This window comes from Pseudomonas sp. MRSN 12121 (assembly GCF_000931465.1).
GTDB lineage: Bacteria > Pseudomonadota > Gammaproteobacteria > Pseudomonadales > Pseudomonadaceae > Aquipseudomonas.
In genome coordinates, this window is the sequence record NZ_CP010892.1 from 3,967,550 (window position 1) to 3,981,878 (window position 14,329).

Consider the following 14,329-nt stretch of genomic DNA (forward strand, 5'->3'; position numbering starts at 1 on the left):
TCCACCGAAACGGCGCGCTTCTACCAAAAGTTATGTATTTCTTGTTAGGTAAGTTAGAGGGAACGCAAACCCGCGCTGTTATTGGCTTTGCGGCGTTTTCGTACTCCTGATAGCACGAGGGTCGTACTCCTGATAGCACGATACCCGGTACTCCTGATAGCACGAGGCCATTCACAGGTTTTCCCGCAGTTATCCCCGTGCCGTGGGCGGCACGGGCCGGAAGGTCAGCAGTTCGGCGTTGTCGTCCGGCATCCGCTCGATGCCGAGGACGTAGCCGGGCAACGACTGCCGCGCCACCAGGGCGCGCAGGTCGTAGGCGAAGTCCGAGAAGCGGGCCGCGCTGCCCGATTTGCGGTACAGGTGCCGGAAGTCGAATTGCCAGCCGTGCTCCTGCCGCCCGCCGTGCTTGCGCACCAGTCGGTAAAGCCACCGCTCGATGCCGCCTTTGAGCCGGAAATACGCGGGGTCGATGGTCAGCACCAGGGCGGCGTCGAGCACGCCGGCATAGAACCAGTCCGGCAGGATCAGTTCGATGCCCAGCGGCGTGCCGCTGGCATCGGCCAGTTCCTTCCATTCGTTGATCCACGAGAAGCGATGCAATCGCCTTCCCGTGGTTTCGCGGATGGACGTGGCCACCGTGGTCGATTGCAGCCGGTCGAGCGCGGCTTTGAGGCGCAGGTAGTCGTGAAGCGACGTGCCGCGCCCGATGAAGCGCAGCACTTCGTAAGGCGTGGCGCGTATCCAGCGCGACGGGCGCAGGCCCGCGTCGCGCGCCTCCACGATCTGCGAGGCGGCCCATATCAACAGGTCGGCATCCCATATCGTGGCGATGCCGTGCTCCTGCGTGCCCTCCACGCGGATGGCGATGTTCCCGCTGCGGAAGTCGATCGGCGCGACGCGCCGCGACTTGGCGAGCGAGAAGAACGGAAAGGCCATCAAGTCCTGGCTGTCGCGGGGTGCCATGTCGCCCGGCAGCGCGCGGAACAGGTCGAGCTGTTCGCGCTGCAAGGCTTGCCCTGGCGGGCTGGACATGGCGACGGCCACCCACGCGCCAGCGATCAGCGGCCATCACGGTAATCGCCCGCGTGGCGTTCGGCATATTCCGGGTCGGAAGTCGCCTCGTAGCTGCGCTGGTCGGCCCAGGCATCGAGGTCGGCCACCGCGTACATGACGCGGCGGCCGAACTTGCGGAACTTGGGGCCGCCGCCGATCACGCGCTGCTTCTCCAGCGTGCGCGGCGACAGCCGCAAGTATTCGGCGGCTTCGTCGTTGGTCAGGTAGCGTTGGGGCTGCGCGGGCGCAGCGACAGCAGCGGCGGCAGGCCGCAAGGGAGCGGGTCGCATCGGATGTACCTCCATCAAGCCCGGCAGCACCACGCGGCCGGATAGAGGCACTTTCGAGAAAGCGAGGCTTCTTGCTAAGGGACGTTCTTCAAGGGACGCGAAACGTCCCCCCTAGTGCAAGGGTGGCGGAAGCTGTGCCAGGCGGCGGTAGCCGCCGCGCATCAGCGCATCGCCCCGGCGCACCAGCCGACGTACACGGGCACGCAACGCGCTGTCCTTGTGCCAGTCGGCCGCGACGGCATCCGCGCCGAACAGCCCTTCGGCCACCACACGCAAGGACGCGCCCGCGAGGGTCGCGTCGAGCGCCTGCAAGGTGTGCAGTTCCAGCAGCGCGGCAGGCGTGGGCCGCGAGCGGGTCGCCGCCGTAGGCGCGGCTCCGGTTGCGGTGGACAGCGCATCCAGCCCGGCCGCCAGCGCGCGGTAGCGCGCGCAGGGCGTGGCGCAAGCGCGGATGGCATAGAGGTAGGCCATGCCGTCTTCCAGGCCCGGCGCAAGTGCGAGCCGCACGCAGCAGCCGGGCCAGCGCGATACCAGCACCAGGCGCGTGCCATCGTGGATCAGGTGTTTGCGTCCTGGGACGTTCCAGAACTCGAAGGCATCGGCATCCGGCGGCGGGTCGGCATCCGGGTAGAGCTGCACCACGCCATCGTGATCGGGAAACCAGGCCGGATGCGCGTCGCGCGCATCCAGGGCCGGGTCTTCCAGCAGGCGCAAGCCCCACGCCTGCGCCACGTCCGGTCGGCGGCGACGGCGCAGCCAGTCGCGGCGGTAGTCGGGATTCCTGCGCAGATACTCCCACGCCAGCGCAGGGCCGTCGAGGTGCAGCGCGTAGAGATACGCGGCGGTTGGATACCAGTGTGCGGCGCTCGGTTCGGCCATGACGCAACCTCCTGACGATCAGCAGGAACGTCGCCACGGATTCCGCGGTGCGGGAGCTATCGAATCGCCATCAAGTCGCCATCGAAATCGAGGTAAGCTGTAACTGCTGGTATCAAGACCGATTCGCTCCGGGGCATTGCTGAAATCGTCTGAATGCGACGGCTGAAACGCCGAGGGATCGGCGTGCAGCATCGAACACCCTGCCGTATCGCGCACCAAGCATCATTGCCGTTTGCGCCAGAAGTGCACCGCTTTGGGGCAAGAGTGCGGATTCAGGACGAATGGGTCTGGAGTAAGGCCGAAATAGCCACAATGCGCTCTCTTTCGCTTCACGCGCCTTTCACGGCCGCCGATCAGTCCATGATCGAGCCGTTCTCCTGCGCCAGTCGGACGTATTCCGACAGCGGGCGCACCGCCTGGAAATAGCGATCACGCATCACGGACTGCTTGTGCAGCCCGACGATGGACGCCAGATCGGACAGCTTCACCGTTCCCAGCGCCGGCATACCAATCCCGAGGTCGATCAGTCCCCAGGCCGTATCGCCATCGGTCGGATCGAGCGTGGCTAGTAGCCAGGTCACATGCGCGTCGGGGGTGAACAGCCGCACCACGGGCAGCGGGTCGAGGTGCTGGCCAGCGGCGAGCGCCGCTCCGTGGGCGAGCAGCCGGGCGCGTTCGTCAGCGGTGACAAGTGGCAAGGTCATGGCCGGAACCTCCACGAAACCAAGGATGCGCGGATGCGCTTCTGCGTCGAAGCACGGAACCGCCAAACCGTCTCCGTGCTTTCGTGCGCAAGCACGGATGCGCAAGCCATTGCATCCTTGGAAGAACGCAAGCGCAGAAGCGGAATTGTAGGAAGCCGGAAAGACACGGATGCGATTCCCCGGTTCTGTTTGTATCCGTAGATACGGATTTCCGTAAATGTCGTTTTCCGTTAAAGGCTGGACTGAGGAAAGCCACGACTCCAGTTTTTTCAGTCACTTACGGACCTTCATGATTTCCGTTAATTCTGGAATCAGGCCGAAATTTCCGCTGAAGCTGGACTGGCTGAACAGCCAACCAGCCGGCGGCCTGACCGCCTTAGACCAACCACCACGTCTTCGAACGTCAATCATGAACACCCCTTCATGGCACGGTTCTGATCCCGCACATCGCTCGCATCCTCGCCCGGAGTCCGGGAATTAGCGGGCGAGTCCAGCTTTAACGGGAACAGTCCAGCCTTTAACGGAAAACGACAGTAAAAGCACGGAACAGCGTTTTTTCGCCAATGAGTTAAATATAACGTGGTTTTAATTGTCCTTAGATTCGACGCTTCTGTCTATGCAGAAGCGAACTGTCCAGCCCGGCCGCCCGGCCGGCTCCGCCACCTTCGATGCCGAGCTGGCTCAAGCCTTCGGCGCGGCGGTGCGTGTGCTACGGATGGAGCGAGGGATTGCGCAAGAATCGCTGGCGCACCTGGCTGGTATCGAGCGTTCGCACATGGGCAAGGTCGAGCGTGGCGAACACATGCCCACGCTGGCGGCCATCTTCAAGATCGCCCGCGCACTCGATTGCAGTACGGCGGTGCTGATGGCCGAGACGGAAAGCCAGATCGCGGCGTCCGAGACATAGCCGCAAGGGAAGCGCGGAGCGCCGCCAGGCGCGAAGGCGTGAGGGATTGAAGCCGCATGGCCGTGACGACGAAGGCGGCACGGGGCGAAGCCCGAAAGCCCGGCGGCGCTTGCAGCGCCGACACGCCATCTTGGATTTGCCTCTACGGACGCAAAATCCGCCAAGCATGGCGACTGCCATACCGGGTCTGAAAACGATCAGGCAAGAGCTGAGGCCGATGGCCTCCCGCTGCCGTGCGTTCGGGGCCGCGATGAACAGCATCGCACCCCGCCGCAATGGGCGGGGAGCGGTGGGCGGCCGTCAGGCCGCCTGGGGCTTGCTGCGCGACCAGATTAGGTCGTGCGTGCCGTCCTCGCCTTCGATCAGGCGGGCATAGACCGTCGCCGGGAACGAAGGATCGTCGAGGGTCACGGAGACGTAGGCCCGCCCGGCCTCGCTGGTCTTCTTCCACGCCGCGCCAATGTCATGGCCTGCCGCCTGAACGCGGAAGTCGGGGGCTTTCTCGTTGTCGCCCTTGTCGTTGGAAACCAACTTGACCTTGACGTTGAGGGTCAGGGTGCGGAGCTGGCCGGTGAAGCCGTCTTTCTCTGCGGTGAAGGTGCCGATGTTAGCCATGATGATTCTCCTTTCGGGTTGAACAAGGTCGCGCCTATCGCGTCCTTGTTGTGAACCGGCCGGCGGGGGATGGGCTGGCCGCACCGCTTGCGGTCGAAGCGCAGCGGAGAGCCTGGAAGCGAAAAGAATTTGTCCCGCGAGGAATGCGCGCAGCGCAGGGGAAATTGTTTCCGCTGCAAGGTTGCGGCCATGAAGCCCAAGGCGCAGCCGTGCCCTCGCCAGGATTCACGACAAGCCAAGGACGCAGGGGCCGCCCGCTCCCGAAAGGAGATATGGCCGACCTCGACATCCCCGCATGACGGCTGCGCCGGCCTGTGCCCTGACGCGGGCCAGGTCAAGCACCAGCGACAAGGCAAGAACGCCCCTGCCGCAGCCTTGGGCGGCAGGGCGCGGTGTGGAAGCTCCATAGCAAAGCCGGGCGGCGTATCCGTGGCCCGTCCTTCGTGACGTGGTTGCTCTGAACCGCCAGCGTCAAGGACGGCACGCTTTCGTGCAACCTGCCGCAGCAAGCTGGGGCGTAGCCCCACAAGCCCCGCTCATTGTGGCGGGGCGCTGTCGGAATGTCGGCGGCGCGTGCGCCGCCGCACTTGTGCGGCTTCAATGGTTTCTGCGCACAAGGCGGCTTGTGCGCGGCCCCTTCGCCGTCTGACCGAAGGCGGCGAAGGGGCGTTTGGGATTTGAGCATTGAAACCGGGCGCGGCCATCGCCGCGCCCGGATTTTTGGCATTCCCCGCGCCCAAGACGGAACGACTTGGGCGCGGGGCTGCTCCCTATTCTTTGGTTTCGATAATCCACCACACGGCACGCGGCAAGGCGCGGCCCGTGATGGGGTGCAGGTCGGTCAGGTCGGCGCGAGCTGTCCAGCCGCGAGGCGGGCGGTAGCCGCGCACGTCGCCATCGCCATGCCAGCGTCGGGCGCGTACCGTGTCAGGGGCATAGGTCGCGGCCATGCGGGGGCGGTTCGTGGTGTCGTGGCTCATGGGGGGGAATCCTCGGCATGAAGCGCCCCGGTTCGGAACCGGGGCGCTATCTGTGGGGCAAGGTCACGCGGCCAGTACCTCGGCCTGCGGCTGCTCATCCGCCACGGCGGCGACTGCCTCCGGCGCTTCGGCTTCCTCGTCCGTCGCTACCTCCTGCGTGGCTTCGGCGGCGAAGATGGCGGGCATCCAGCCGGTGCCATCGGCCAGCCGTTCGGCTTCGCTGGCAATGTCGCCCTTCTTCAACTTCGCCAGTCGGGTGACGTTCGATGGTGCGAACGCGCCCACGGCTTCCAGAATCGCGGGCTTGGCGATGTGGCGGAAATAACCCTCGGCGGTCGGCTTCCACCATGCGGCCATGTCCAGCCCCACGGCCTGCGCCAGTTCCGCGCCCGGTTGCTGCGCCGTAGCGCGGGGCGTCACCACGTCCACCGTGGACGCCACGCACACGGCCAACAGGCGAACCAGTTCATCCTGCGGCTTCGCCAGCAACGCGGCGAACAGTTCGGCGCTGTCCTCCGGCAAGGCTTCGCCCGCCACCTGTTGCAGTTCGCGTAGTGCCACGGCGGCGGGCGATTCCGGCCAGTCCGGGGCCATGCTTTCCAGCCGATCTTGCAGTTTCAGGCCCACGCCCAGCGGCAAGTCGTGGCCGTAGTGGCTTTCCTGCAAGACGGTCTGCACCATGCCATGCACCACGGCGGCCAGCGCGGCCTGCGGATGCCTGGCAACTTCGATTTGCAGCGCGGCGGTGCGGTGGGCGCTTAACTGCTGCGCCAGCCTGTCGGACATGGCGGCGGTCTTGGGCTGCACGGCGTCCTCGCCTTCGTCGTCGTTCCCGGCTTCGCCTTCGCTGCCGAAACCCTGCCGCAAGCGTTCCAGTGTGCGCAGCGCCTTGGCTTCCGCTTCGCGCAGCAGCCCGCGATGAATCACGGCCTGCCCGTCGCGGTCGATGGTGACGATGGCACCGGCTGCGGCCTTCACGTTGGCCGCATAGTCCAGCAAGCCATCTTCCAGCGCCTGCAACTGCTCGCCCAGGCGTTCGCCTTCTTCCTGCAAGGCATCGGCCTTTTCTTCGTCCTCGTCGTCCAGCGCGGCATCCACGGCTTCGGCCACTTCCTGCATCTTGGCTTGCAGTTTCTCGATACGCTGTGCGTCGCGCTTGTTCGGGCTGCGGCGATCCCTCGGCGCACGCTGGAAGGCTTGCAGGTCGGCATGGGTCATGCCCGGCGTGGCATCCACCCACGCCCAGCCTTCGGCTTGCACCTCGGCGGCGATGCCTGCCAGCTTGTCTTGCGCCAGCCGTTCCAGCAGCGCGGCATCGGTCAGATATACGCCCTTGTCGCCTTCCGCGAACAGGTCGCGGCGGATGCCGCCGCCTGCCTGCTGGTAGCTGTCCATCCCGACGAAGCGCACCAGCGGATGCCGGTGTGCGTCAATCTCGCGCTCGGTGAGGCGGTCGCGCAATTGGGAAGGGTTGCGCTGCCACGTCGGCGCATCGTAGAACGCGGTTTCCTGCGCGGCGTGGTCGTCGGTGATGGCAAGGGCCATCAACTGGTCAAGGCTCACGGCTTCGGCGCGGTAGTCGGCCAGCAGTCGGGGCGAGACGTTCGCCAGCTTCAAGCGGCGCTGCACCACCAGCGGGGACACGCTGAAATCCGCCGCTATGTCCTCGATGGGTCGGCCTTCGGCCACCAGCGCGGCGAATGCCTCGAACTGGTCGGCGGGGTGCATGGCTTCGCGCTGCACGTTCTCGGTGAGGCTGGCCGTGCGAGCGGTGCCATCGGCCACCAGCAGGCAAGGCACTTCCCATTCCTTGCTGATGCGGTGCTTCTTCGCCAGCAGTTTCAACGCTGCGAGGCGACGGCCACCGGCCACCACTTCGTAATGTTCACCATCGGCGGACAGGATGACGATGAGGTTTTGCAGCAGGCCGACACGCTGGATGCTGGCGGCGAGTTCGGGAATGGACATGCGCGGGGTCTTGCGCACGTTGCGGCCTGCGGGACGCGACACCAGCCGCGACAGCGGAACCAGAATCAGGTTCTTGGTCGGGTCGGCGGCTTCCAGCGGGATAGCGGCGGCGGTATTGACGGCGCGGGCTTCGGTTTGGGTAATGGCGTTCATGGTGATAACTCCTATCGGTTCAGGGATGCAGCAGCGAAGAAAGCGGCAAGGGCTGCTGCCTGCCCCTGCCGCGTGGGGAATCAGGCTTTCAACTGGCGCATGCCATCGGCCAGCAGCCAGAGGGCGCGATTCAGTCGGATGTTTTGGTCGATGCCCTGCACCGGGCGGGTTTGCTGGCGGCGACCGTTGGCGCTGCGGCCATGCAATCCGCCTTGGGTCAGGTTTTCTTGCGTGCGGTTGAACACGCTCCACAAGTCCGGGCGGCGGTCGTCGAACCGGCGCGGCATCAGGATTTGCGATTCGGTGATGGGCGCGGGCTTGTCCGGGTCGTCGTACTTGAGGGCCAGCGCGGCGCGGGCGAAAACTTCGGATTCGCCATCATTCAAGGTGATGCCGCGCATGGCATCGCGGGATTCCTTCACTCGGTCGAAGCCGCTCAACACCTCGTAAGCGCCTTCAATGACCAGCCCGGCCACGTCGCCTTTGTGGGGCACGCGCACATCGGCCACGGTGTCGCCGCAGACAAGGCCATTGCTGCAAACGAACCGGAACATTCCGGCCAGCATCTGATAGCTGCTCGTCCCGTCATGGGAGTTCAGCAGCACGATTTCGTTAGCCTCCGCGCCGTTGATTTGGCTGGCGTGGCGCAGGCGCAGCATGTGTTTGGTGTGTTCGCGCTTGCCTTCGTCGCGCACGCGGGTTTGCGTCACCATGAAGGGCTGGAACCCTTCTTTGCGAAGCTCGGCCAGCACGGCGGCGGTGGGGATATAGGCGTACCGCTGCGAACGGCTCTCATGCGGCGCGTCCGCGAAGATGGATGGCGCTACGCGGTGAATCTGGTCATCGGACAGCGGGTAATCGCTGCGCAGCGAGGGGGAGCGGGAAGCAAAGCGGGATGCGAGTTGCATGGTCGTTTCTCCTGACAAAGAAAAAGAGGTTTGCTGTTCACACCGCACCGGATTCCTAGATTCGGAAGCCCAGCCTTTGACTTCCGGTGCGGTCGGCGCGAAGAACCCGGTCGGCCTTGTTGCCCCGTCTTTCCTGAGTTCATCGCCCGCGAAAGCCGGGCGCGTGCCGAAGGGCCGTCAAGGAAGAAGTGCGGGGTTGGTGCGGCCCGCAGCCGCAGGCGAGGACACGGCCACGCACGCCTTGACGGCACGCAGGCACGCGCTACGGTCGCGGGAATGGCGATGAAGGAGAGGAAAGACGAAGACAGGCAACGGGCGACCCTGTGCGCAGACCGCACGCAAGCGAAGCGCGCAGGCCCGAAGCTGGAAGCCGGGCCGTAGGCGTCAGCCGAGCGGAGCGAGGGAACGATGGAAGCCCGTCAGGGGCGAGACTCGCGCAGCGAGGCTCGATGCGCAGCACGACAGCGCGACCGGCCATGTGTCTTGGCCGGGGACGCCCATGCAGTTGTGAAGATGCGGCGTGGATCTCCTGCACTGAGCGGTGAACTGCCACGGCTTCGGTAGGGCCGCGCCGGCGCAGCCGGGGCGGTGGGCTTGCAGGGGCGCCAAGCAAAGCGCGGCGGGGATGTGCCGAAGGCACTTCCCCTGGAGTGCAAGCGCAGCGCGCAGCGCCGCAGGCGCGAAGTTTCGGCACCAGGGCGCAGCAGAAAAAAGGTGCGCCGCCCGCAAGGGGCAGCGCACCGGATGGCACCAGGCGCGATCAGTTCGCCGGTGTCATCGTCTGCAACTGCTCGATCACGCCCGGTTCGACGAAGACGCACGGCTGGTCAGCCGCGATCGGCACGTTGAATACCTGCGCGAAGGCTTCGCGCTTGAGGTGCGCCAGGCGGCCCGTGCGGTACGCCTGCTCGGGCTTCATGCGGGCAGCACCCGCCGATGCGTCGCTGCGCTGCGGGTCGCACTCGACCAGCGCGACAAAGCCATCGTCGGACAGCTTCTGGTGTTCGGCGCACAAGCCCCAGCCGGTCGCCGTGTGATGCTCCATGCTCGCGCGCAGGCGGCGATCCAGCAGGATGGTGCCGGTGTCGAAGCGAGTGCCGCAGACAAGGCAAACGTGTTGTTCGAGAGAAACATGCGATTTGTCGTTCATGACGATCTCCGGTTGCACGGGCGGAATTGCCCGGAACCGTCGCCAGCACGGCGCAGCGCAAGCCGTCAGGGGGCGCAGCCGGCCACGGCCGCAAGCGCCGAAGGCGCGCAGCCCTTGACGGCGAGAACGCCGTGGCACGATGAAGGGGACAGCAAGACCGCCCCATACCTCCATGCAGGCCCATGAATTTCCGAAACGCTGTCTCGGATTTCCGAGGCAGCGTTTTCGCCCGGCCCGCGCCGGGCGCAGCAAAAAGGGGCCGAAGCCCCTTGGTCAGATCAAGCCGCGTTCGGCAAACGATGTGGTGTCGGTGCCTGCGACGATGACGTGATCGAGCACGCGCACGTCCACCTGCCCCAGCGCCTGCTTGATCTGCGAGGTCAGCGCCCGGTCGGCCGCGCTCGGCTCCGGGTTCCCGCTCGGATGGTTGTGCGAAACGATGACTGCCGCCGCGTTGAGCCGCAGCGCCTCCTTGACCAGTTCGCGCGGATACACCGATGCGCCGTCGATGGTGCCGCGGAACATCTCGGCGTATTCGATCAGCCGATGTTGCGTGTCCATGAACAGCACCGCGAACACCTCATGCTCGAAGCCGGCCAGCTTGGCGCGCAGGTACTCCTTGACCGCCGCCGGTGAAGTGAACGCTGTCCCGCGCTGCATCTTGCGCTCGATGGCCTGGCGCGCGGCTTCCAGAATCTGCTCGGCAGTCGCCAGCAGATAGCGGCCCTGTGCGTCACGCACCATCAGCGAGGAATCGAACGAGGAAAAGGACAGTTGCGACATGATCGTGCTCCGGTTGCTCGGGCGGAATTGCCCGGAACCGTGTTCAGCACGGCGCAGCGCAAGCAGTCAGGGGTCAACGACGGCCGCCAGGCCGCAAGCGTGCAAGCACGCGCAGCCCTTGACGGCGAGAACGACGTGGTACGGTGAAGGGAACAGCAAGACCGCCTACACCCGCCTAATGCACATACCCGCCTTTGGCAAGCGGAGCGCGCAGGCCCACACGGGCCGAAGGCGTCAGGGGTCAAAGCCGGATGGCCGCGATTCGGCACGAAGCGCGGGGCGCAGCCCGCGAACCCGACGGCGGCACGCCGGGACGCACGGATGCTGCTGTCAGGACTTCTCGCCAGGCTCCCGCTGCTCGATCTGCAACCGCGCCCGCTCGGTCGCCTGCTGCAACTTCTCGCCCAGCACCGCTCGCGGCGGCAAACTGGTCAGGTACTCGGCGACGTGGATGCCTGACTTGTCTAGCTCCAGCAATTCGATCTGTTCGCGCTTCTTGCCGGTGCAAAGGATAATCCCCAGGGGAGAGGCTTCTTCCGGCTCTCGCTCGTGCTTGTCCAGCCAGCGCAAGTAAAGCTCCATCTGTCCCTTGTAGGCTGCCTTGAACTCACCGATCTTCAACTCCACCGCCACCAGCCGCCGCAGCTTGCGGTTGTAGAACAGCAGGTCAAGGTGGAAATCCTCGTCGTCGATCTGGATGCGTTTCTGACGGGCGACGAAGCAAAAGCCCGCGCCCAGCTCCAGCAAGAAAGCTTCCATTTCGCGGACGATGGCAGCCTCCAAATCGCTTTCCTGCCAGCTATCCCGCAACCCCAGGAAGTCGAGGATGTACGGGTCGCGCATGACCAGCGCCGGCGTCATGCGCTGCGCATCGCGCAGTGCCGCCAGCTCCTGCGTGATGGTTTCCTCTGGCTTCTGAGACAGTGCTGTGCGCTCGTACAACATCGAGTCGATGCGCTCGCGTAGCGTCCGCACGCTCCAGCGCTCGGTGCTCGCCATCTGCGCGTAATAGTCCCGCTGGAGCGGATCTTTCAGCGGCAGCAATGCCACGAAATGCGACCAGCTCAATTGTCGTGACAGCGTCACGACAATTGGCTCTTCGGGGTAAGTGGCCGCGAACTGCACCATCCGGCGCAGGTTCTTATCCGCGAAGCTGCGCCCGTAGTCGCGGACAAGCTGCTCGGCCAGGGATGGCATGATTTCCTCGCCGTACTCGGCCCGCTGCCCGGCCAGCACCTCTGTATGGATACGCTGGCCGATCCTCCAGAACAGCAAGGTCAGTTCAGCATTGACCGCCGAGGCGGTGCGCTGGCGCGCAGCCTCAATCAGTGCCCGAATGTCACCCAACAGTGCCTTCGGCGCTGCTGGTGAAGGGGTGGACACCTTGCGCCTGCTCATGCCGTCACCTCCGCAGGGGATTTCTTAGCGCCGGTGATCGCCTTGCGCCGGTTCGCCACCAACTCGGCCGCCTCTCGTACCGGCTTGTCCTCGGTGTGGACATAGCGCATGAACATCGCTACGGTCTTGTGCGCGGTCAGCGCCATGCCGACCTTGACCGGAACACCCGAATTGGCAATGTCGGTCGCCGAGCGGTGGCGGATGCCGTGCGTGCCGACATGCGGCACGTCAGCCGCCTTGAGCGCACGGCTCCAGCCGCCGTAGTGCTCGCCATAGGTCAGGTGCTTGGCCGGGTCATTGGGCGACGGCAGGACGTAGGGGCAGCCTTCCCGGCGAGGCGCAGTCGAAAGCAGCCGGTGGGCTTCTTCGCTCAAGGGCTTGGACATGCCGCCGGTCTTGCTGTCCGGCCATACCACGCGCCGGTTCCCCAAGTCGATCCAGTCCCATTCGAGCGCGCAGATTTCGGAGCGGCGACCGGCGAACTCGAATTGCAGCCGGATCGCCAGAGGGATGACGTAGTTTTCCAGTCCCTCGGCCTCCAAATGCTCCAAGTGGCGGAAGATTCGCGTCATTTCCTCGTCATTGATGAGACGGGTGGCCTTGCCCGCCGGGAACATGGGGACATGCCGGCAGGGATTGGTGCCGTCCGGGCGGAAGCCCCACACTTCGGCCATGTTGAACATCTTGCGCAGCACGCCGAAGGTGTGATTCGCGTCGGCCGGCTTGTAGGCCAGCTTCTCCATCAGCCCGGCAATGTCAGGGCGCTTCACATCCTGAACCTTCTTGCGGCCCAACAGCGGGACGATGTTGCGGTCGATGACGGCCTGATAGCCTTCCTGCGTGCTCGGCTTGTTGCGCTTCTTGGAGTAGTCCTCCATGAACTTCTTGCACAACGCTTCGACCGTCGGTGCTTTGCGCGCCTCGGCCTTGGCACCGCCAGGGTCGCCGCCCCGACGAACCTCGGCCAGCCAGTCCTGCGCCATGACGCGGGCCTGCTCCACGGTCAGCTCGCCGAACAGGCCCAGGGCGGGCTTGCGGCGCTCTCCGGTGTTCGTCCGGTACTGGAGCATGAACACCTTGCGGCCCGCCGGGGTAATCTTGCACAGGAAGCCGGGCACCACGGTATCCCGTAGTTCGACAGCCTGCGCCTGGGGTTGCGCCGCATCCACGGCGGTCTTGGTGAGCTTGATCTTAGCCATGATGACTCCTCGAAAAGACCCGTTTCCAAGAGCCACATGGGGGCCAAGCGGACGGAAGCCGGGTCAGGTTTCAGAAAGCACCGGCATATGTTGAACCCGCGTAACCTATTGATAAACCTGCTGTATCGGGTCTGAGCGCAGTCCAGCGAATTTCGGTGCTGGAGTCATCGTGAAATAAAAAAACCGCCTCTCGGCGGTTTGGATGATCATGCTACAGGCACGACCTCACTGATTTTTCAATCGCTGAACGCCCCATCATGGCCGACCAGGGCATCCTTTGTCGGAGAACGACAGAGCTGCCATCTGGCTTCGCCTCAATATCGAGTAGTTCGTCTGTCATGCTATTACTGGCGACCCACAAGCGGTATCCGTTTTCCGTTTCCACCATCGATGAATCAGCACGCGCGGCCTGCCATTTTGGGAATACGCACAGCGCATACCTCTTCGGGTCCTTGCCAGTCTTTGCAGTAATTGTGGGCTCATTGCTCTCCAGGTCAGCAGGAGATACACACCCGGCCAGCACAACGAAACCCAAGGCCACCATCAGAATTCGCATGTCATCCCTCCCTTGAAAGGGCCGAATGTATCACTTGGCGCCTCGATGGCGCAGCACCAGGCGGGCGCGCTCTTGCCAAGGTCCGCCGAAAACGATGATCTCGCTGGGTCGCCCGTACAGGTGGTGCAGCAGAAACGGCCCGGGGCCGAACACCTCGGAAGACTCCCCAGGCAGCTCCGGCTCGACGCCGAGGTAGATCCCGGCATGGTTGGGGTGCGCCGTGCGGCCCACGGCCATGACGATCATGTCGCCGCGCTGGGGCTGGTCCACCTGGTAGAACCCGGCCGCCTCGTAGGCCTGTTCGTAAAGGCTCGGGCTGGCCGGGTCCTCCCACCAACCATCCGTGCGCTGGAATGCCTCGAACTCAAGCCCCCATGCGCGCTTGTACCAGTCCGCGCAGACCTGCCAGCAGTCCCAGGCGCCATGTAAGAATGGCCGGCCCAGCAGCGCCGTCTCGCCGGTCGGCGTGATGGTGCGCAGGTCCCCCTCCGGCCAGGATAAAATGTGCCAGGGCAGCGCCGTGGCCTCGCACATTGCCAGATCCCGCGGCGAGGGCCGACTGGTCGCGTCCGGGTGCGAGTGAACGATGCCGATCACCTCGCCCTGGTCTTCCGCTTCGGCGTATTGCTCGGCAGCGATGCGAAATTCCTCCGTTGGCTCAGTGGCCGCGTTGGCGCAGGGGTAGTAGATCTGCTTGCGGCCGACCGCCAGGATCAGCCCGCAGCACTCGCGCGGGTACTCCACCGCGGCGTGCTGCTGCACGGCGGCAAGGATGTGTTTCAGCAT

Annotated in this window: 15 protein-coding genes; 1 reads left to right on the plus strand and 14 read right to left on the minus strand. The window is 65.0% G+C overall.

The window, feature by feature from the left end:
* Positions 1 to 189 precede the first annotated feature (189 nt).
* The 4 genes from TO66_RS17975 to TO66_RS33775 form a co-directional block, all read right to left on the minus strand.
* The gene (locus TO66_RS17975; RefSeq protein ID WP_044466078.1) at positions 190 to 1,032 is read right to left on the minus strand and encodes a replication initiator protein A; all 843 of its coding nucleotides are present in this window, start codon (positions 1,030 to 1,032) and stop codon (positions 190 to 192) included.
* 26 nt (positions 1,033 to 1,058) lie between these two features.
* Positions 1,059 to 1,343: an AlpA family transcriptional regulator gene (locus TO66_RS17980; protein ID WP_033938359.1), complete on the minus strand. Its 285-nt coding sequence runs from the start codon at positions 1,341 to 1,343 to the stop codon at positions 1,059 to 1,061.
* Positions 1,344 to 1,454: 111 nt separating this feature from the next.
* Complete coding sequence (locus TO66_RS17985; RefSeq protein ID WP_044463538.1) at positions 1,455 to 2,222, minus strand: DUF2285 domain-containing protein; 768 nt, start codon at positions 2,220 to 2,222, stop codon at positions 1,455 to 1,457.
* Between the two features lie 353 nt (positions 2,223 to 2,575).
* The gene (locus TO66_RS33775; RefSeq protein ID WP_044466079.1) at positions 2,576 to 2,926 is read right to left on the minus strand and encodes a DUF2958 domain-containing protein; all 351 of its coding nucleotides are present in this window, start codon (positions 2,924 to 2,926) and stop codon (positions 2,576 to 2,578) included.
* A 616-nt stretch (positions 2,927 to 3,542) separates the two neighbouring features.
* On the opposite strand from TO66_RS33775, the gene TO66_RS17995 reads away from it, so the two are divergent.
* Positions 3,543 to 3,833: a helix-turn-helix domain-containing protein gene (locus TO66_RS17995; protein ID WP_044463539.1), complete on the plus strand. Its 291-nt coding sequence runs from the start codon at positions 3,543 to 3,545 to the stop codon at positions 3,831 to 3,833.
* Between the two features lie 300 nt (positions 3,834 to 4,133).
* Here TO66_RS17995 and TO66_RS18000 read toward each other — a convergent pair whose 3' ends face one another.
* The 10 genes from TO66_RS18000 to TO66_RS18045 all read right to left on the minus strand — a co-directional run bounded on the left by TO66_RS18000 (position 4,134) and on the right by TO66_RS18045 (position 14,329).
* Positions 4,134 to 4,448, minus strand: a complete 315-nt coding sequence (locus tag TO66_RS18000; protein WP_044463540.1) for a DUF736 domain-containing protein — start codon at positions 4,446 to 4,448, stop codon at positions 4,134 to 4,136.
* Between the two features lie 770 nt (positions 4,449 to 5,218).
* Positions 5,219 to 5,428, minus strand: a complete 210-nt coding sequence (locus tag TO66_RS18005) for a hypothetical protein (RefSeq protein ID WP_044463541.1) — start codon at positions 5,426 to 5,428, stop codon at positions 5,219 to 5,221.
* 63 nt (positions 5,429 to 5,491) lie between these two features.
* Entirely contained in the window at positions 5,492 to 7,549 is a 2,058-nt protein-coding gene (locus TO66_RS18010) for a ParB/RepB/Spo0J family partition protein (protein ID WP_044463542.1), read from the minus strand.
* An 80-nt stretch (positions 7,550 to 7,629) separates the two neighbouring features.
* A complete protein-coding gene (locus TO66_RS18015; protein WP_044463543.1) occupies positions 7,630 to 8,457 on the minus strand; it encodes a DUF932 domain-containing protein in 828 nt (275 codons plus the stop codon).
* Between the two features lie 760 nt (positions 8,458 to 9,217).
* A complete protein-coding gene (locus TO66_RS18020; protein ID WP_044463544.1) occupies positions 9,218 to 9,607 on the minus strand; it encodes a hypothetical protein in 390 nt (129 codons plus the stop codon).
* Between the two features lie 273 nt (positions 9,608 to 9,880).
* Positions 9,881 to 10,390: a RadC family protein gene (gene radC / locus TO66_RS18025; RefSeq protein ID WP_044463545.1), complete on the minus strand. Its 510-nt coding sequence runs from the start codon at positions 10,388 to 10,390 to the stop codon at positions 9,881 to 9,883.
* Positions 10,391 to 10,720: 330 nt separating this feature from the next.
* Entirely contained in the window at positions 10,721 to 11,788 is a 1,068-nt protein-coding gene (locus TO66_RS18030) for a YhcG family protein (protein WP_044463546.1), read from the minus strand.
* Complete coding sequence (locus TO66_RS18035; protein ID WP_044463547.1) at positions 11,785 to 12,987, minus strand: site-specific integrase; 1,203 nt, start codon at positions 12,985 to 12,987, stop codon at positions 11,785 to 11,787. The genes TO66_RS18030 and TO66_RS18035 overlap by 4 nt, the downstream gene beginning before the upstream one ends.
* Positions 12,988 to 13,198: 211 nt before the next feature.
* A complete protein-coding gene (locus TO66_RS18040) occupies positions 13,199 to 13,543 on the minus strand; it encodes a hypothetical protein (protein ID WP_044463548.1) in 345 nt (114 codons plus the stop codon).
* Positions 13,544 to 13,573: 30 nt separating this feature from the next.
* Entirely contained in the window at positions 13,574 to 14,329 is a 756-nt protein-coding gene (locus TO66_RS18045; protein WP_044463549.1) for a C40 family peptidase, read from the minus strand.